Source organism: Acrocarpospora catenulata (genome assembly GCF_018476525.1).
Taxonomy (GTDB): Bacteria; Actinomycetota; Actinomycetes; order Streptosporangiales; family Streptosporangiaceae; genus Acrocarpospora; species Acrocarpospora catenulata.
Window position 1 is genome coordinate 257,503 of record NZ_JAHCST010000001.1, and the last position, 18,811, is coordinate 276,313.

Below are 18,811 nucleotides of genomic sequence, written 5' to 3' on the forward strand. Positions count from 1 at the left end.
GTGTCTACGTGGACCGCCGGATGTCCTCGATGATCGAGTCGACCAGCTGGGTCGGCACGGTGTGGTCGAGCTGCCCGGTCTCCCGCAGTTCCACCACGGCCGGGACCGGGTTGGGGTCGAGGAAGAGCCGCGAGTCGGTGTAGTCGACCGGCCGCCCGGTCGGGTCCACCCGCCAGTAGCTGGCCTCCAGCGCGATGCCGCTCGGGTCGCTGAAGTAGATCGACAGCAGGAAGCCGTGGTCGATGACGTCGGTGACCTCGCAGTCGTGCGCCTTGAGCCGCTCCCGCAGGCGCAGCAGCGCCTCCTCGTCCGGCAGGTGCAGCGACAGGTGGTCGAACTGCGAGGCATGCTCGTACGGCACACCGGCCGGTTTGGCGAAGGTGGCCAGCTCCTTCCCGGTGAACTCGAAGAAGGCGATCGTGTTACCTGGGGCCACCTCGAAGAAGTAGTGCCGGAACTCGGGCGTGGCCAGGGTGGTCACCAGCCGCGCGTCCAGCACGCCGTGCCAGAACCGCACGGTCGCGTCCATGTCCGGGGTGACCAGGGCAAGATGGTGCACTCCACGCCAGTGCACGGGATCGGGTGTCGTGGCCATGCCTCGAACGTACGCTCTCCCGGCTGATCTGGGGAGAGCGAACCGATAGAAATTTCAACTAACTGGCGGCGGGGCTTCCTCGGTCAGCGCCTCCAGCATCTCCGTCAGGTGGGCCACCTGCGTTTCAAGACCGCGGACCCGCGCTTCCAACTCCACGAGGGTGAGGCCTGGGTACCCGTTGCCGATCTGCCTGCTCATCGACCCTCCGGCGGTTTCGGGATGCGCGCGGGGTGGCGCGCCTGGGCTTTCTTCCCAAAATATCCGCCTTCGCACGTCAACGGGCTGGGCCCGCGCGGTGCCGGTTAGGCTGACGGCATGGTGGATCTTTCGCCGCGGGAGTGGCGGGTGGCGCCGGTGATCATCATCCTGAAGGCCGTGGGCACCGCCGTGCTGCTGGTGCTCGCGCTCACCGCGGACGGGCGCGGCCTCTTCCTGGCCGGGGTCGGCGCGCTCGCGCTGCTCGTGCTCACCGTCCGCGACCTGCTCGCCCGGGTACGGCTGGCCGCCGACGCCGACGGAGTCACGGTGGTGTCCGGGTTCGCGGGACGGCTGCGCATCCCGTGGCCGGAGATCGAGCGCATCCGGGTGGACTCGCGGGCCCGGTACGGGGCCCGCATGGAGCTGCTGGAACTCGACACCGGGGAGAACGTGCACCTGTTCAGCAAGTTCGACCTCGGCGAGCCGGTGGTGCCGGTCGCCGAGGTCCTCATGCGTATGCGTCCTTGAACAGACTTTTACACTATTGCGCAGTTTGTGCCGTTAAGGGTGAATGACGGCGGTGTGGTGTTGGTGCCGGAGTAGGTGCCCTGGAAGCCGAAGTTGGCCGTGCCGCTGACGGCGATCGTCCGGTTGTGGTCGACGTTGACGGCGGTGACCTGCTGGCCGGACTGGGTGATCGTGGCGTTCCAGGCGTTGGTGACCTGCTGGTTGCCGGGGAAGGTCCACCGGAGGGTCCAGCCCGTGATGGCGGCCGACGAGCGGTTGGTGATGGTGACGTCGGCGGTGAAACCGGTGCCCCAGGAGTTGAGGCGGTAGGCGACCGAACAGCCGGTCGTGGGAGAAGGCGACGGGGACGGCGATGGCGATGGGCTGGGCGACGGGGATGGCGACGGGGACGGGCTGGGCGACGGCGACGGACTCGGAGATGGGGACGGTGACGGGCTGGGGGAGGGGCCGGAGTAGGTCAGGCCGAAGCCCTGCGGGAACAGGCCCGTCTTACCGTCCCCCGCGTTGATCGGCTGCTGGCTGACGCTGTTCATCCAGGTCATCGGCAGCTTCCCGGTCGGCGCGTAGTCCCCGAAGAGCACGTCGGCCACGCCACGCCCCTCCGTACCCGGCAGCCAGGCGGCGACCAGCGCCCGCCAGTTCCCGAGCTGCGAGGCGATGTCCATCGGCCGCCCCGACACCAGCACCACGATCACCGGCACCCCGGACGCCTGCAACCGCTGCAACGTGGCCAGATCGGTGCTGTCCAGCCCCATCGACCCGGTCCGGTCCCCCTGCCCCTCCGCGTACGGCGTCTCGCCGACCACCGCGATGGCCGCCCGGAAGGTCGAGTCGATCCCGTTCCCGCCGGCTTCGTAGGTGACCTGGGTCCCCGACCCGACCGTGTCCCGGATGCCCTGGAGGATCGTGGTCCCGGGGGTGATGTTCCCCGACGATCCCTGCCAGGAGATCGTCCACCCACCGCTCTGGTTGCCGATGTTGTCGGCGCTCTTGCCCGCCACGAAGATCTTGCCCCCGGTCTTGGCCAGCGGCAGCACGTTCCCGTCGTTCTTCAGCAGCACCTGCGACTTGCGCACCGCCTCCCGGGCGATCGCCCGGTGCGCGGCACTGCCCACCGTGCCGGTCAGGGACCGGTCGGTGAGCGGGCGCTCGAACAGGCCGTACTCGAACTTCTTGGTGAGGATGCGGCGGTTGGCGTCGTCCACCCGGGCCATGCTGATCCGCCCGGCCTGGACCTCCTGCTTGACCAGCGTGATGAACTGCCGGTAGTTGTTGGGCACCATCACCATGTCGATGCCCGCGTTCACCGCCGTGGTGATCTCCGCGCCCGTGAAGCCGGTGGCGCCGTCGAGCTGGTCGATACCGGCCCAGTCGGAGACCACGAACCCGGTGAAGCCGAGCTCGCCCTTGAGCAGGTCGGTGATGAGCGCGCGGTGGCCGTGCAGCCTGGCGCCGTTCCAACTGCTGTAGGAGATCATCACCGAGCCGACGCCGCGCTGCACGGCCGCCTGGAACGGCGGCAGGTGGATCGCGCGCAGCTCGGCCTCGCTGATCTGGGTGTTGCCCTGGTCGACGCCATTGGTCGTGCCGCCGTCGCCGATGTAGTGCTTGGCGGTGGCCAGGATGCCGCTGCCCTGGAGTCCGGTGATGATCGAGGTCATCGGGCTGACCAGGGACGGGTCCTCGCCGAAGGACTCGTACGTGCGGCCCCAGCGGTCGTTGCGGGCCACGCACAGGCAGGGGGCGAAGGTCCAGTCGATGCCGGTCCCGGCCACCTCCTCGGCCGTGGCCTGCCCGATGCGCCGCACCAGGTCGGCGTCCCTGCTGGCGCCCAGGCCGATGTTGTGCGGGAAGATCGTCGCGCCGACCACGTTGTTGTGGCCGTGCACCGCGTCGATTCCGTAGATCATCGGGATGGCCAGCGGGGTGGACTGGGCCTGTCGCTGGAAGTTGTCGTACATGTCCGCCCAGGACGTGGCCGTGTTCGGTGAGGGCGCCGAGCCCCCGCCGGAGAGCACCGAGCCCAGCCGGTAGGTGGCGATATCCGACACCGGCACGATGGCGGCCCGGTCCGCCTGGGTCATCTGCCCGACCTTGTCGTCCAGCGTCATCCGGGAGAGCAGGTCGCTCACCCTGGTCGCCACCGGCAGGCTCGGATCCTGGTACGGCAACGCCGCCGCCGTGGCCACCCTCCCCGGCACCACGGTCAGCACCGTTCCCAGCAACATGACGGCGAGCGTCAGCCGTCCACGGCGGAATGTCATGGATCCTCCCTCGATATCCCGAGGAACGTACGAACGCGCCACTTACGGGTCAATGAACAGCGGGTTCCCGTGCGGATGACCTGCTCCTTCTCCGGAAACTTTCAGTGCATGATCGAGGAATGCGCATCCTTGAGGTGGAATCCACGGACCTGTTCACCGAAGGCCCCCGCCAGGTCATCCGGGTGCGCCTGGCGGATCCCGTCCCCGGGGCGGCGGTCCGGGTCACGGGTGAGGGGGTGACGGGGACCGCCCTCGTCGGCGACTCGGAGCACGTCGAGGTCCCGGTGGACGCCGGCCATCCGGCGGGGGCGCGGGTGCCGGTCACCGTCTCCGCCGGGGAGGCCGAGGCCGCCGGGGAACTGGTGGTGGCCGAGCCCGGGTGGACGGTGTGGATGGTGGCGCACTTCCACTACGACCCGGTCTGGTGGAACACGCAGGCGGCGTACACGGCCACCTGGGACCACGCCGGGGAGGCCGCGCAGCGCAATCGCAATGACTTCCAGCACGCCGGGTTCGAGCTGGTCAAGCTGCATCTGGAGACGGCTCGGCGGGAGCCGGAGTACAAGTTCGTGCTGGCCGAGGTGGACTATCTCAAACCCTTCTGGGACGCCCATCCGGAACACCGGACGTACCTGCGGCGGCTGCTCGCCGAGGGGCGGGTCGAGATCATGGGCGGGACGTACAACGAGCCCAACACCAACCTGACCGGGGCCGAGCTCACCATCCGGAACTTCGTGCACGGGCTCGGCTTCCAGCGGGACGTGCTCGGCGGGGATCCCCGCACCGCCTGGCAGCTGGACGCCTTCGGACACGATCCGCAGTTTCCCGGGCTGGTCGCGGAGGCCGGGCTGGACTCCAGTTCGTGGGCGCGCGGGCCGTACCACCAGTGGGGGCCGATGCTGGGCGGCGGCGATCCCGCGAGGATGCAGTTCCCGGCCGAGTTCGCGTGGGTGTCCCCGTCCGGGCGCGGGGTGCTCACGCACTACATGCCCGGGCACTACAGCGCCGGCTGGTGGATGGACTCCGCAACCAGCCTCGGTCAGGCTGAGGCCGAGGTGTACCGGCTGTTCCTGGCGTTGAAGAAGGTCGCGAGCACACGGAACGTGCTGCTGCCCGTGGGCACCGACTACAGCCCGCCCAACAAGTGGATCATGGAGATCCAGCGGGACTGGAACACCCGCTACGTCTCTCCCCGGGTGGTCTGCGGCCTGCCCCGCGAGTTCTTCGCCGCCGTACGCGCCGAACTGCCGGAACCGCTGCCGCAGACCCGCGACATGAACCCGGTCTACACCGGCAAGGACGTCTCCTTCATCGACACCAAGCAGGCCCAGCGCCACGCCGAGTCCCAGCTGATCGACGCCGAGAAGCTCGCCACCCTGGCCGCGATCACCACTGGCACCCCCTACCCGTACGCCCTCCTCGACAAAGCCTGGCGGCAGCTGGTCTACGGCGCCCACCACGACGCCATCACCGGCTCCGAGTCCGACCAGGTCTACCTGGACCTGCTCACCGGCTGGCGGGAAGCCCACGACCTGGGCGCGACCGTCCTGACCACCTCGCTGGCGGCGTTGAGCCCCGACGGCGTCACCGTCTGGAACCCCTCCTCCTGGCCCCGGACCGACCTGGTCCGCGTCAACATCACTTTTCCTCCCGGCTGGTACGGGGTCGCCGGGAAGGTTCTCCTGGAGAACGCTCAGCACCATCCCGACGGCAGTCTCCGCTCGGCCGACCTCACCTTCCTCGCCGAGGACGTGCCGGCCTTCGGTTACCTGACTTTCTCCTTCACTCCCGGCGAGGCCGCTGGATGGGCCTTCCGGGACGGTACGCGCATCGAGAACGCCACCCACGTGGTCGAGGTTGACCCGGCGCGGGGCGGCGGCGTCACCAGCCTGCGGGTCCGGGGCCGGGAACTCCTTCAACCGGGACGGGTCGGGAACGAGATCGTGGTCCACGACGAGTACCCGGCCCACCCGAAATTTCACGAAGGACCCTGGCATCTGGTGCCCAAAGGGACCTCGGTGGGGTCGGGGCAGACCACGGCCGCGGTCGAGGTGGCCGAGTGCGCCATCGGGCGGCGGCTGGTCGTCACCGGGCAGGCCGGGCCGGTCGCCTACCGGCAGGAGATCACCCTCTGGGACGGCCTGGACCGCGTCGACCTGATCACCCACGCCGACTTCGACGGCTCCGACCAGCTCCTGCGGCTCCGCTGGCCGGTGCACGCGCCCGGCGCGCTGCCGGTCAGCGAGGTCGGAGCGGCCGTGGTCGGGCGGGGCTTCGCGCTGATCGAGGCCGACTCGGCCGCGCATCCGTGGACCCTGGACAACCCCTGCGACAAGTGGTTCGCCCTCTCCACGACCTGCCGCATCGGCACCCGGCCGATCGGGGTCGCGGAGATCGTGTTCGGGGAGGGCACCTCGCCCGGCCAGCTGCGGGAGCTGGCGAGCGCTTTGGTCAGGCAGGGGGTCACCGCCACCTGCTCGCCCGCCTCCGGCCCCCGTTACGGCAACCTCGCCGTGGATTCCAACCTGCCCGACGTACGGATCGCGATCGGCACCCCCGAGGACAACCCCTTCGTGGCGGCACTGCTCGACGGCGAAGCCCTGGCCGGAGACCGCGTCTGGGTGTCCGCCGAGACCCCGCTCCAGGAGGCCTGGACGCCGAGCGCGAACCTGGCAGGGCCGCGCGCCCTGCCCGTGCTCGTCGTGGCCGGGCCCGGGGCGGTTGACGCGCTGATCGAGGATCTCGCCGACGGCGTGGTCGAAGCGGACACGCCTGGGGAGTCCTTCGACGACTACACGATCGGGCTGATAAATCGGGGCATTCCCGGATTCGCCGTGGAGCCGGATGGTTCGCTGAACGTGTCCCTCATGCGGTCCTGTACGGGCTGGCCCTCCGGAATCTGGATCGACCCCCCACGGCGTACCACACCGGACGGAAGCAACTTCCAGCTCCAGCACTGGACCCACACCTTCGAATGCGCCCTGATCGCCGCCCCCGGCGACTGGCGGGCCGCCGACCTGGTCCGCCACGGCCACGACGTCAACCATCCCCTGCTCCCGCACGTTCGCGGCCTGACCGGACCGCAACGGTCACACTCCTACCTGTCGACCGAACCGGGCGTGGTCCTGGCCGCGATGAAGGCCGCCGGGAACCCCATCGCCTCCGGAAGACGTCCGGCCGGGGTGGAGGGGGTGACCCTCCGCCTCTACGAAGCTCTTGGACGTGAGGTGTCCGCCTACATCACCGCCGCGTTCGGTGGTCGTCAGGCCGGGGACGTGCCTGGGCGTCGGGTCACCGCTGCGTCCGGCAGTGGGCGGCGCGAGGATGCGCCTGGGCGTGGGGTGTCCGCCGAGGTCGCCCTGGGCGGATGGCTGCGGGCCGACTTGCGTGAAAGTGTGGTCAGCCCGGCCCCCCGACGCCTCACCGGCATGGAAATCGCCACCCTCACCGCGTCCCTGACGCCGTCGTCACCAGCGGCATCTCCCGCGAAGGAGCCTCATCAGCCGGTCTTCACGCGCTACTGGCTCCACAACACGGGGCCCGCGCCGCTGGGCAACATGCCCGTCGCCCTTCACCTGTCCGCCGCCGATCTGTCCATCGCCGATCTGTCCATCGCCGCCGGACATCCGGAGGGGCTCAACTTCTCCATCGCCTCCGGCCTGACCGAGGACACGGCCGAAGGGGTGGTGACCCTGGTCGGCCCCGACGGCTGGCTGGTCGAACCGGCCGTGCGGCCCTATGCGCTGCCGCCGGGCGGGCACGCGACCGTGCCCATCCGCGTCACGCCACCCCCCGGCGTACGGGACGGGCTGTACTGGCTCCGCGCCCGGACGGCCTTCGACGGCCAGGAGTACGAGGACGTCACCCGCGTCCACGTCGGCGGCACGCAACCGGTCGGACTCGACGTGTCCACCTCCGGGACCCTGGTGCTCTCGCCCGGAGAGGAGGCCGAGTTCGTCGTCCGGCTGCGCGGCCACGCGCTGACGCCGGTCTCGGCACAGGTCCAGCTGATCAGCCCCTGGCCGACCTACGGCATGTTCCCCGTCTGGAACACCGGCACGGAGATCCCCGCCGCGGGCGAGGCCGAGGTGCGGTTCCCCGTCATGGCCGGGCGTCCCGGCCGCTGGTGGGCACTGGCCAAGGTCGCCTGCGCCGGGTGGCTGCACTACACCGAGACCATCGGCGTCGAGGTACGCGCATGATCGCCGCCGAAGTCCAGGGCAGGCCCATCACCGTGGCCGAGGTCGACGCCCGTCTCGCCGCCCTCCGTACCGGGCCTCTGGCAGACCGGCTCCCGCACCCGGGCAGCGCGGAAGGGCGCAACCTGAGGCGGTGGCTGGTTCAGCTGATGGCGGCCGAACTGATCGTGGCCCAGGAATACGCCGCTTCCGGCGAGCAGACGTACGCGCAGACGTTCTCCGAGACGTCGGCTGAGATTCCGACGACGGGGGAGGTTCTGGGGACGGGGGAGGTTCTGGGGACGGGGCAGGCCGCGGCGGTGGGAGAGGTTCTGACGATGGCGCAGGCGATGCGGACCGGGGGAGTGGTCGCCGCCGTGCTCGCCACCGCCTGCGGCCGGGCGGTCTTCGACCAGGTCACCGCCCCCATCAACACCCCCGAACCCGAAATTTACGACTATTACGCGAGAAATCCGGATCGGTTCGCGCGGCCGGAGACGCGGTGGACCGCCGAACTCGGCCCCATCCGCCGGGGCGAGCTCACCGGCCCGATCGAGGACGCCGTCTTCGCCGCCGCCGAAGGCGACACCCTCGGCCCCATCGACGGCCCCGGCGGACCGTGGACGCTGACCGTGACCCGGATCGAGGGGAGAGGGCGTCAGCCGTACCGGGAAGTGCGGGAGGCGATCGCGGCCGAGCTGACCGCCGCGCGTCGGGAGCGGGCGTTCGGGCAGTGGCTGGAGGCTCGCGCGGCCGAGTGCGTACGGCTCATGCCGGGGTTCGAGCACCCCGCCGACCCCCGCCAGCCGGACGCCACCCACCGCCACTAACGCACGCGTATGGGGCAGACAGGCGATCAGAGTTAGGATCACGGGATCGGGGCTTGTCAAGGAAGTGTCGCGGGGAAAAGTAGGGGTCATGGCTCGCCAGCTGAGCGCGTTGGACGCGCAGTTTCTGAACTTCGAGACGGCCGCGAATCCGGCCCACATCGCGGGGTTGACCGTGCTCGACCCGACCACCGCGCCGGACGGCGTGGTGACCAAGGAAAGCCTGATCGCACTGCTGAAGCGGCGAGCGCACCTGGCGCCCCCGCTGCGGCGGCGGCTGGTCGAGGTGCCGTTCGGGCTCGACCATCCGTACTGGGCGGAGGACCGCGAGGTCGACTGGGACTACCACGTGCGCGAGCTGGCACTGCCCGCGCCCGGCAACGACCACCAGCTCGGCGAGCAGGTGGCGCGGCTGCACGGGCGCCGGCTGGACCGGCGGCGGCCGCTCTGGGAGCTCTACCTGATCCACGGCCTGGAAGGCGGCCGGGTCGCCGTCTACACCAAGGTCCACCACTCGGCCATTGACGGCATCGAAGGCGCCGAGGTGCTGGCCGCGCTGATGGACCTGACCCCCGAACCCCGCGAGGTCGAGCAGGACCAGACCCCGCCGGCGACCGCGCCCGACCTGCCGGAGATGCTCGGCCGCGGGTTCACCCGGCTGCTGGACAACCCCTCCGCCGTGCTGCGGTTCGTGGCCAACGCCGTACCGCGGCTGGACGAGATCCCCGTGGTCGCCCAGATCCCCGGAGCCGGACTGATCGCGCGGGTCATCCGGGGCGTCGGCTGGTCGGCCGACTCGCCGGTGCTGCCCGACCTGCCGCGGGTGAGCGTGCCGCGCACCCCGTTCTCCGGCCCGGTCACCCCGCACCGGCGGTTCGCCTTCGGACGGCTTCCGCTCGCGGACGTGAAGAAGGTCAAGAACGCCTACGGCGTCTCCGTCAACGACGTCGTCATGGCCGTCTGCGCCGGGGCGGTCCGCCGCTGGCTGGACAAGCGGGACGAACTCCCCGCCGAGCCCCTGGTCGTCGGCATCCCCTTCTCCACCCGGGGCGACGCCGCCGACGACTCCGTCGCCAACCAGGTGCTGCTCGCCACCACCACCCTGCCCACCGACCAGGCCGACGCGCAGACCCGGCTGTTCAGCGTGAGCAAGGCCATGAACGCGGTGAAGGAACGCTTCTCCGTCGCCCCCGCCCGGTGGCTGCTGGAGTTCAGCCAGGCCATGCCGGCCGCGCTGAGCGGCATGGCCGACCGCGCCGCCTTCCGGCTGGCGTCCAGGACCGTGCCCGCCATGAACCTGATGATCTCCAACGTCCCCGGCCCGCAGCTGCCGCTCTACATCTGCGGCGCCCGCGTCCTGGCCCAGTACCCCGTCTCGGTCATCACCGACGTCAGCGGCGGGCTCAACATCACCGTCTTCTCCTACGACGGCTCCCTGGACGTCGGGATCGTCGTCGACCGGGAGATGGTGCCGGACGTGTGGGACTTCATCGAGTACCTCCAGGACGCCCTGGCCGAACTGATGCCCTGACGGGTCTCACCCGGCCGCGAAGTACGTCCCGGGAGCGTTCCTGCCCTCGATCCCGCCCACGCAGCGGTAGCTGCGCACGCCCTTCGCGAACTGTTCCGCGGAGGGCGGGAGGATCGACAGGTGCCACCGGTCGGCGGTGATCTGCCTGGCCGTACCCGACCGGGAGGCCAGCAGCACCGTCATCGAGCACAGCTTCGCCACCGTCGGATGACGTTCCAGGTCGTTGCCGTTGCTGGTCAGGGCATCCGTCGGCAGCGGCGCGATGGCGAAGGTCTGCCAGGCGTGCGGGCTCTCACAGCCCACCCTCGGCGCGGTGTACGCACCCGAGACGGCGACGATGTCGCGCCAGCACTCGGCCTCCTTGACACAGGCCGAACCGGGAACCGCCTTGCTCGCCGCACACCCCTCGGTGAAGCTGGCCACCTCGATGGACGGCGCGGCCTCGGTGTCCAGCTGCCCGATCGGGCCGGTCTGGACGGTCGGGCCCGAGCTGTTCGGCTGGCCCGGGGGCTGCTCCATCACCAGATACACGATTCCGCCGATGAGCAGCAGCGCGAAGATCGCGGCCACGACCGCGAACCCGGTCGAGGACGAGCGGGGGGCCGGGGGCGGTGGCTGGGTGCCGAACTTGGGCGCGGTCGGGGCGCGGTGCATGTCCGGGACCGGCTGCTGGCCCGCGCCCGGGGCGGTCATCGCGTAGGGCTGTGGGGTGGCGTACCCGCCATCCCGGAACGGCGCCTGGTACGCGGGCGGCGGGTTGCCCTCCGGGCGGCGCGGCGGGGGAGCTCCCGTGACGGGCGGGCTCGCCATACCGAGGGGGTTCGCCATACCGAGCGGGTTCCCCGTTCCGGATGGGTTCGCCGTTCCGGGCGAGTTCATCGCTCCGGGCGGATAGGAGGGATTCGCTGTTCCGGGCGGGTAGGGCGAACTCGCCATTCCAGCCGGGTTCGGAGAAGCGGACCGGCCCGGCGGGGCCGGTTGGGCGCCGGTGCTGGTGCTGGTGCCGTCCACGGTCAGCAGGCTGAGGGCGTCCCGGAAACGGGCCGCGGTCGAGGTGCGTTTGCCGGGGTCGCTGGCCATGGCGTCCCGGAGCACGTCCACCAGGGCGTTCGGCACGCCCGGGATGTCCGGGATGGGCTGGCGGTGCAAGGCCATGATCGCGGCGATGTTGACCACGCCGTTCTGCGGGAACCTCGGCGGACGTCCGCTGAGCAGGGCGTAAAGGGTGGCGGCTATGGCGTAAACGTCCCCCGCCGCGGTCGGCTCACTCAGATCGAACGCCTCGGGCGGCGCGTACGCGGGCGTCAGCGACTCCCGCGTCACCGACAACTCCCCCTCCCCGCCCTGCGAGGGCATCGTCGCCAGCCCGAAGTCCGACAGCGCCACCAGCCCGTACGAATTGATCAGAATGTTGGCCGGCTTCACATCCCGATGCAGCACCCCAGCGGCGTGCGCCGCCGCCAGCGCATCCGAGATCTTGATCCCGATGTCCCGGACCTCGCGCACACTGAGCGGCCCATGCTTCTTCAACCGATCAGCCAGCGACCCACCCGGACAAAGCTCCAACACCATGTACGGCCGACCATCAGCCAGCACACCCGCGTCATACACGTCCGCCACATGCGGATGCCCCGACAACGCCCCCGCCGACGTAACCTCACGCATAAACCGGCGCCGATCCCGATCCGAAACCAGCACCCGGTTGTCAATCTTCAGCGCCACCTCACGGCCCACGGCGAGCTGCTTCGCCCGGTAAACAACCCCGAACCCGCCCTGCCCGAGGATGCCAAGCGCCTCGTACCCCTGCACCAACGGGGCACCCGCCTCACTCATGGCCTCCTCCTCGCCAGCCGCACCCTACCGCAAGCGCCTATAGCTGATCACACGCCTTGGACGCCCGAGGGGTTCGATCCGACGCGGAAACATCCGCAGTCCTGCCCTATTGGGTCTGTTTCGTCCGCCCTGTGGAAATTCAACGCTGGCTCGGTACGACCGGTAGGTCACTTATCAGGGTCCAGACCCTTACGGATTGGTCGTCGGAGCCGGTGGCGAGGAGGGTGCGGCCGTTGGGGAGGGTGTGCAGGGCGCACCCGCCCCGGAGTCGCCTCCTGCAACCGCTGAAGCAGCGCCCCGTACCCGGCTCCCTTCCAGAACCCCGGCCAGATGTGCCACCCCATGATCAGCCCCGCGGGCTTCAAGCGGAAAGCCGGATCCGGAGGCCCATCCCCGACGTCCGGAAGGGACATCGCCGCCAGAACTTCGCTACTGTGCACCAACCCATTCCGCATAGCCCCAAGGCAGCCCCGACGGCATCAAGAACCCCGAACGGGCACCCGAATTTCCCGATCATTCAGTCGCAGGAAGGCGCAATCAGTCGCCGGCCTCCGAGCCCTCCGAGAGGAGGGACTCCACCTCCGCGTGGAGCGCGTGGATAAGAATGAGGCCAAGGTGAAAATCCGGGTCAGGTGGGTTTTCGGGAATCATGACGTCGCCCTTTCTCATCAAAGGGGACGCCCCACCACAAGCCAGGGTTGGCGCTATTCACCGAACCGGGAAAGCCGGCCTTTGGCGCGGGCGTGCCGAAGCGTCACCGCGTACAGCCAGAGCGCCAGCGCCACGTACACGACATCGAGCACACCGGCGAAGGCCATCCGATCCCACGGAATGGCACCGCCGTTCAGCACCGCGCGCATGCCCTCGAAGACATGCGTGGCCGGCACGAACGCCGCGATGTACTGAAGGGGCTGGGGCAGCACCGAGACGGGATAGAAGACCCCGGCCAGCGGCTGGAAGACGAACACCAGGCTCCAGGCCAGCACCTGCGCTCCCTCGCCGAACCGCAGCACGCAGGAGATCGCGACGAACGCCAGCGCCCACCCCATGATCATCAGCAGCGCCATGAACGGCACCAGCCCGATGCCCACCGTGAGCAGCCCGAACCCGTAGATCACATACGCCAGCAACGCCATCGCCGTGATCCCCGCCGCGATCTTGGTGAGCGAGAACAGCACGAGCCCGGTCATGTACTCGGGCGGCGTCACCGGCGTGACGTGCATGTTCAGCAGATTCCTGCTCCAGATGTCCTCCAGGAACCCGATCGCCACCTCGTTGGAGGCCCGGTGCAGCACCTGCCAGAGCAACACGGCCCCCAGCAGCATCGACACCACGAACGGAACCTTCTGCGACTCCAGGAACAGCGTCACATACCCCCAGACCACCAGCTCGACGACCGGCCAGAAAATGATCTCGAAGACGCGCACCGGGCTGCGCCGCAGAGCCGCGAGGTCCCGGAGCACCACCCCCGTCACGCGACGCCGCCGCGCCGCGAAACTGAGCGGCGGAAAAGCCAGCGCGGTGCCCGCCCGCAGACTGGGCGCGAATTCCGCACTGCCATTCGTACTGACGGTCATGGCGAATCGCCCGTCCAATCAATCAAGTCCGGATCGGGAATGGTCAAATATGGATCGAACCTTGGCGGGCCACCTTCAGGAACACTTCCTCAAGGTCCTCGACGCCGAAATCACTGGCCAGCTCGGCCGCGGTCCCGGTCGCCACGATCCGCCCGCCGGAGATGAAATGGATCCGGTCGCACATCCGCTCCACCTCGCGCATGTTGTGCGAGGTGATGAGCAGCGCCTTGCCGCTCTCCCGCGCCACCCGCACCAGCAGCCCCCGGATACGATCCCCCGCGTCCGGGTCCAGTGCGGCGGTCGGCTCGTCCAGGATCAGCAACCGGGGATCGTTGAGCAGCGCCTTGGCCAGCTGGATCCGCGTCTGCTGCCCGGAGGAGAGCTCGATCACCTTCCGGCGGAGCAGCGGCCCGATCTCCAGCAGTTCCACGATCTCGTCCACCCGTTCGCGCGGCTGCCGCAGCCCGTACATGCGGGCGAAGGAGTCGAGCACCTCCCGCACGTGCAGCACCCCGGGCAGGCCCAGATAACTGGCCGAGAAATTGACCTGGCTGAGCACCTCGGTGCGATGCCGGGCCAGGTCGAGCCCGAACATGCGGATTGTCCCCGAATCAGGGGTGACCAGTCCCAGCAGCATGTGCAGGGTGGTGGATTTCCCGGCCCCGTTGGGTCCGAGCAGCCCGGCGATCTCCCCCTGCCGGACTGTGAGGCTGACATCCGCCACCGCCTGTACGGGCCCGAACCTTTTGGCGAGTGACGTGGCCTCAAGAATCTTCACTAAACCAGCCTGAGCGGCGGCACCCCCCTCTCGCAAACCGTTTTCCCACTGGTACGGCCCAAGAGGTTCCAACAATATGACCAACCGGGACAACGGCGGCTTCTGCCGCAATGAAGGCGATGCCGCCCCGAGCCCCGACGTGACTCATGGATTGGGGAAGCAAACCAGGGAGTGCTCAATGGACCGGTTTGTCCCCGTCTGGTTGTTGAAAGTCAACTTCCATCCGGGACTGGTGGGAATGGTGCCGGTCACGATCGTCGCCTTCGGGTCGCCTCCGATGAGCCTGAAGCCGCCGCCAGTGGTGATGCCGTTGGTGCACTTGCTGAAGAAGGTCCCGGACTGGCCCGAGTTGGCCTGCACCGGGGAGAGCGAGGCGAAGTGGCCGGTCAGGCTCGCGCACGTGGTGGCCGCCTGCAGGAAGGTGGGGACGGTGGTGCCGTTGAAGACGCGCGTCTGCCAGGTGTTGCCGGTGGAAAGGCGCGAGGCGTCGACGACGAGCCTTTCATTCCGCGCGAGTATGAACCCACCGCCCAGGGCGATCTCGCCCATGGGACACGTCACGCTGGCGTCCCCGAAGCCGCCGCCGGGAATCTCGTCGAACGCCGAGTACGCCTTGGCGTAGCCGGTCACCCCCGTGGCGCAGATGGCCCCGAGATCGATCTCCTGGGTGACATCGGAGCGGTTGATGGCGGTCACCAGCCAGGTGGTGTCGCTGCTCGGGTAGGAGGCGGTGAACTTGACCTGGGGGCTCAGGCTCTGGGAGAGGTAACCGCCGCTGATCACTTTCTCGCTCGAACTGCAGCTGACGGAGGCGGACCCCTCCTGGACTGGGCCAATCGTCGTCCGGAACTCCACGAACCGGGTTCCGACCGCCGCGTGGGCCGGGAGCGCGACGGCGAGCGAGGTGCTCAGGGTCACTGCCGCCGCCAGCCGGGCGAACCGTTTTCGTGGACTGCTCCTCATGGCACCCTCCTTGGGAGGCTGGGGGAGGTGGCCGTCCAACGCGCCGCACGGAAGAGCCACGGTGAACCGGCGGGGCCGGCACCGGCCGCACGGCGCGGCGATGGACACGCGGGGACCGCCTACCCAAGGCCGGCCCATATGCCAAGGAGGGAGCGAGGCGGCGGCGCCGCGTGCTTACGTTTCCCCGTCGCCCGGACTGATGGCGTTGTCACCGGGCAGCAGCGAGGAGTGATGTTGTCTCAAACAACGTTACTCGCACCAGTGGTCCTGGCGGCAGAGAGGTCGCGTGCGCCCCGGTATCGTCAGGCCGGTGCGGGTTCGGCGGCGGGCGGTTCGGCGGCCGGTGGTTTGGGCTGTTCCGGGGGAGTGGTCGGCACCCCCGACTCGGGGGAGCGGCCCTGCGCGGTCCGGATCAGCGCGACGATCACCGAGGTCACCGGGGCGGCCAGGAAGGCGCCGATGATCCCGGCCACCACGCTGCCGACGGCCAGCACCACCAGGATGACCGCGCCCGGCAGGTCCAGCGCCTTGCCGTAGATCATCGGGGCCAGCACGTGGCCCTCCAGCTGCTGGACCAGCACCACCACGGCGATGACCACCACCGCGATCACCCAGCCCTTGGCGACGAAGGCCACCACCGCGGCCAGCAGCCCGGCCAGGAACGCGCCGACCACCGGCAGGAAGGCGCCCAGGAAGGTCAGCACGGCCAGCGGCAGCGCGATCGGCACCCCGAGGATCCACAGGGCCAGCCCGATGAAGAAGGCGTCCACGAACCCGACCATGGCGACGCCCCGGATGTACCGGCCGACCACGTCGAAGACCACCCGGCTGGTGTTGAGGATGTGCGGGCGGCTGGTCCGGGGCGCCAGGTCGGCCACCCAGCGCAGCAACTGGTCGCCGCCGTGCACCAGGTAGATGGCGAGGATGAGGGCGAGCACCGCGCCGATCAGGATCTCCCCGGCGATGGTCACCCCGGTGAGCGCCCCCGTGGCGATCATCTGGGCCCGCTCCTGGAGGAACGTGCGCGCCTGGTCGATCAGCTCGTTCAGCCGCGCCTCGTCCAGCCCCATGGAGGCGGCGAAGGTCTGCATGTCGGTGATGGCCTTGCCGAGGCTTTCGCCCAGTTGCCCGAAGCCGCTCACCGTGGGCGGCACCAGCAGGGCGATGAACCCGGAGATCAGCGCGAGCCCGCCCACGCAGACGATGAGCGTGGAGGGCGTCCGGCCCAGGCCCCTCGCCCGCAGCCAGCGCGCCGGAGGCATCATCAGGGCGGTCAGGAAGACGGCGAAGACCATGGAGATGGCCACCGTCCTGATCTGGTAGAGCCCCCACATCAGGACCGCCGCCAGCGCGACCAGGGTGAGGATGCGCCACGCCGTCGTACTGGCCCGGCGCAACGCCCCGCCGTCCTCCGCCAACGCCACCTTCATCGTCCGCCCCTCCCGTTCCCGCCGAAGCATCCCCGCGATGATTGCATACCTCCAAGTAAAAGCTGTGTCGATCAACTTCAGGCACGGATCTACTTTGTAAAGGCGCCGGGGTCTGTAAAAAAGGGCAAGCCCGGCGGTTGGGGGAGTCCGCCGGGCTTGCCGTGGGGGAGGGGTCAGGTGGAGCCGCGGAGGGGGATTTCGTGGACGCGGGGGTCGTTCGCGTCGGCGTGGTAGTCCTCGGGCTGGGTGGAGTCGATTCCGTCGGCGACTCGGGCGGCTCGTGCGATCCAGGTGCCCACCGCGGCCACCACCAGATTCACGATCAACGCCAGGAAACCCGCATATATCGTCATCTTGGTGTCGAGGCCGAGTTTCTCCAGCGGAAAGGCCGAGCCGCCGAAATGCGCGTGTTTGGTGGCCGGATTGGCGATGTTGTAGAGCATCAGCATGCCCGCCGACATCCCCGCCACCCAGCCCGCGATCAGCCCGGTCCGGTGGAACCACCGCCCGAACAGCCCGAGCGTGATCGAAGGCAGCGTCTGCAGGATGATCACTCCGCCGATCAGCTGGAGGTCGATCGAGAACTGCGGGTCGATGAGCAGGATGCAGAGCACCGCCCCGATCTTCACCACCAGCGAGGTGACCTTGCTCACCGCCGCCTCCTGCGCGTCGGTGGCGTTCGGGCGCAGGTACTCCCGGTAGATGTTCCGGGTGAACAGGTTGGCCGCCGCGATCGACATGATCGCCGCAGGCACCAGCGCCCCGATCCCGACCGCCGCGAACGCCACCCCCGCGAACCAGTCCGGGAACATCCGGTCGAACAGCTGCGGAACCACGGTGTTCACATCGGTCCCGATCGGGGTGACCCCCGCCGCGATGGCCATGTACCCGAGCAGCGCGATCAGCCCCAGCAGCAGACTGTACGCGGGCAGCGCCGACATGTTCCGCTTGATCACGTCCCGGCTTCTGGAGGCCAGCACCCCGGTGACGCTGTGCGGGTACAGGAACAGCGCCAGCGCCGACCCCAGGGCCAGCGTCACGTACTGAAGCTGGTTGTTGGCGTTGAGCAGCAGCCCGTCCCCGGGTGCGGGCGTGGCCGCGAACTTGGCCTCCGCCGCTCCGAAGATCGCGCTCCACCCGCCCAGCCGGGCCGGAATGTAGATGATGGCCACCAGGATCACCACGTAGATCAGCGTGTCCTTCACGAACGCGATCAGCGCCGGCGCCCGCAACCCCGACTGGTAGGTGTACGCCGCCAGAATGGCGAACGCGATGATCAACGGCAGGTCCCCGGTGACCCCCATCGTCTTCAGCACGGCCTCGATACCCACCAGCTGAAGCGCGATGTACGGCATCGTCGCCACGATCCCGGTCACCGCCACCAGCAATGCCAGCGTCGGCGACCCGAACCGTGCCCGTACGAAGTCGGCCGGCGTCACCAGTCCGTGCACATGCGACACCGACCAGAGCCGCACCAGAATCAGCATCACCAGCGGATACACGATCACCGTGTACGGCACGGCGAAGAATCCCATCGCGCCGGCCCCGAACAGCAACGCCGGAACCGCCACGAACGTATAGGCCGTGTACAGATCCCCGCCCACCAGGAACCAGGTGATCCACGACCCGAAGTTCCGCCCTCCGAGCCCCCACTGATGCAGACTCGCCAGGTCATCGGCCTTCCGCCACCGCGAGGCGACGAACCCCATCCCGCTGACCAGCGCGAACAGCGCCGTAAAGATAATGATCTCGGTGATGTGCCCGCTCATGACCGCGTCCGCCAATACACCACGAGCGTGACCGCGACACTCAGCAGGATGAACACCAGCTGCAGCCAGTAGAACAGCGGAATCCCGAACAGCCGTGGTTCAACCGCGTTGAAAAGGGCGGGAACGAGCGGGACCACGATCGGGACGACCAGCAACCAGTACCAGGGATTGCGGTCGGAGCGGGGAGCGTCCAAGGCGAGTCTCCTTTCCGGAAGTCCGGACAGGTTCTTGACTCGCAGCGTAAAGTGATCTGCGTCACAGGCAACCGCCCGATCGACGAGCGGCACGGTTGACGCGCTGAGCGGTCAGACGGACCGCCGCCAAGCGACAGATGTCTACC

Annotated in this window: 14 protein-coding genes; 4 read left to right on the forward strand and 10 right to left on the reverse strand. The window is 69.2% G+C overall.

Annotated features, from left to right (window positions below; translation table 11 throughout):
- Positions 1 to 4 precede the first annotated feature (4 nt).
- Complete coding sequence (locus KIP79_RS01130) at positions 5 to 595, reverse strand: VOC family protein (RefSeq protein WP_214102752.1); 591 nt, start codon at positions 593 to 595, stop codon at positions 5 to 7.
- Between the two features lie 54 nt (positions 596 to 649).
- Complete coding sequence (locus tag KIP79_RS01135) at positions 650 to 793, reverse strand: hypothetical protein (RefSeq protein WP_214102753.1); 144 nt, start codon at positions 791 to 793, stop codon at positions 650 to 652.
- A 117-nt stretch (positions 794 to 910) separates the two neighbouring features.
- Between KIP79_RS01135 and KIP79_RS01140 the strand changes: the two genes are divergently transcribed.
- Positions 911 to 1,321, forward strand: coding sequence for a PH domain-containing protein (locus tag KIP79_RS01140; RefSeq protein WP_214102754.1), 411 nt, complete (start codon positions 911 to 913; stop codon positions 1,319 to 1,321).
- Positions 1,322 to 1,329: 8 nt separating this feature from the next.
- Here KIP79_RS01140 and KIP79_RS01145 read toward each other — a convergent pair whose 3' ends face one another.
- Positions 1,330 to 3,585 (reverse strand): glycoside hydrolase family 3 N-terminal domain-containing protein, encoded by a 2,256-nt coding sequence (locus KIP79_RS01145; protein ID WP_250212484.1) that lies wholly within the window; start codon positions 3,583 to 3,585, stop codon positions 1,330 to 1,332.
- A gap of 119 nt (positions 3,586 to 3,704) precedes the next feature.
- Between KIP79_RS01145 and KIP79_RS01150 the strand changes: the two genes are divergently transcribed.
- The 3 genes from KIP79_RS01150 to KIP79_RS01160 all read left to right on the forward strand — a co-directional run bounded on the left by KIP79_RS01150 (position 3,705) and on the right by KIP79_RS01160 (position 10,121).
- A complete protein-coding gene (locus KIP79_RS01150) occupies positions 3,705 to 7,787 on the forward strand; it encodes a glycoside hydrolase family 38 N-terminal domain-containing protein (protein ID WP_214102755.1) in 4,083 nt (1,360 codons plus the stop codon).
- Positions 7,784 to 8,593 (forward strand): peptidylprolyl isomerase, encoded by an 810-nt coding sequence (locus KIP79_RS01155; RefSeq protein ID WP_214102756.1) that lies wholly within the window; start codon positions 7,784 to 7,786, stop codon positions 8,591 to 8,593. The genes KIP79_RS01150 and KIP79_RS01155 overlap by 4 nt, the downstream gene beginning before the upstream one ends.
- 88 nt (positions 8,594 to 8,681) lie before the next feature.
- Positions 8,682 to 10,121 (forward strand): WS/DGAT/MGAT family O-acyltransferase, encoded by a 1,440-nt coding sequence (locus KIP79_RS01160; protein ID WP_214102757.1) that lies wholly within the window; start codon positions 8,682 to 8,684, stop codon positions 10,119 to 10,121.
- 6 nt (positions 10,122 to 10,127) lie between these two features.
- Here the strand turns inward: KIP79_RS01160 and KIP79_RS01165 are convergent, their stop codons facing one another.
- The 7 genes from KIP79_RS01165 to KIP79_RS01195 all read right to left on the reverse strand — a co-directional run bounded on the left by KIP79_RS01165 (position 10,128) and on the right by KIP79_RS01195 (position 18,665).
- Entirely contained in the window at positions 10,128 to 11,954 is a 1,827-nt protein-coding gene (locus KIP79_RS01165) for a serine/threonine-protein kinase (protein ID WP_214102758.1), read from the reverse strand.
- A gap of 704 nt (positions 11,955 to 12,658) precedes the next feature.
- The gene (locus tag KIP79_RS01170; RefSeq protein ID WP_214102759.1) at positions 12,659 to 13,531 is read right to left on the reverse strand and encodes an ABC transporter permease; all 873 of its coding nucleotides are present in this window, start codon (positions 13,529 to 13,531) and stop codon (positions 12,659 to 12,661) included.
- A 43-nt stretch (positions 13,532 to 13,574) separates the two neighbouring features.
- Complete coding sequence (locus KIP79_RS01175) at positions 13,575 to 14,309, reverse strand: ABC transporter ATP-binding protein (RefSeq protein ID WP_214102760.1); 735 nt, start codon at positions 14,307 to 14,309, stop codon at positions 13,575 to 13,577.
- A 144-nt stretch (positions 14,310 to 14,453) separates the two neighbouring features.
- On the reverse strand, positions 14,454 to 15,272 hold the full coding sequence (locus KIP79_RS01180) for a hypothetical protein (protein WP_214102761.1): 819 nt from the start codon (positions 15,270 to 15,272) through the stop codon (positions 14,454 to 14,456).
- A gap of 302 nt (positions 15,273 to 15,574) precedes the next feature.
- Positions 15,575 to 16,702 carry an AI-2E family transporter gene (locus KIP79_RS01185; protein WP_214102762.1) on the reverse strand — a complete coding sequence of 376 codons (1,128 nt, stop codon included), beginning with the start codon at positions 16,700 to 16,702 and terminating at the stop codon, positions 15,575 to 15,577.
- Between the two features lie 173 nt (positions 16,703 to 16,875).
- Entirely contained in the window at positions 16,876 to 18,471 is a 1,596-nt protein-coding gene (gene mctP, locus KIP79_RS01190) for a monocarboxylate uptake permease MctP (RefSeq protein WP_214102763.1), read from the reverse strand.
- Positions 18,468 to 18,665, reverse strand: coding sequence for a DUF3311 domain-containing protein (locus tag KIP79_RS01195; protein ID WP_214102764.1), 198 nt, complete (start codon positions 18,663 to 18,665; stop codon positions 18,468 to 18,470). The genes mctP and KIP79_RS01195 overlap by 4 nt, the downstream gene beginning before the upstream one ends.
- Between the last annotated feature and the right edge of the window lie 146 nt (positions 18,666 to 18,811).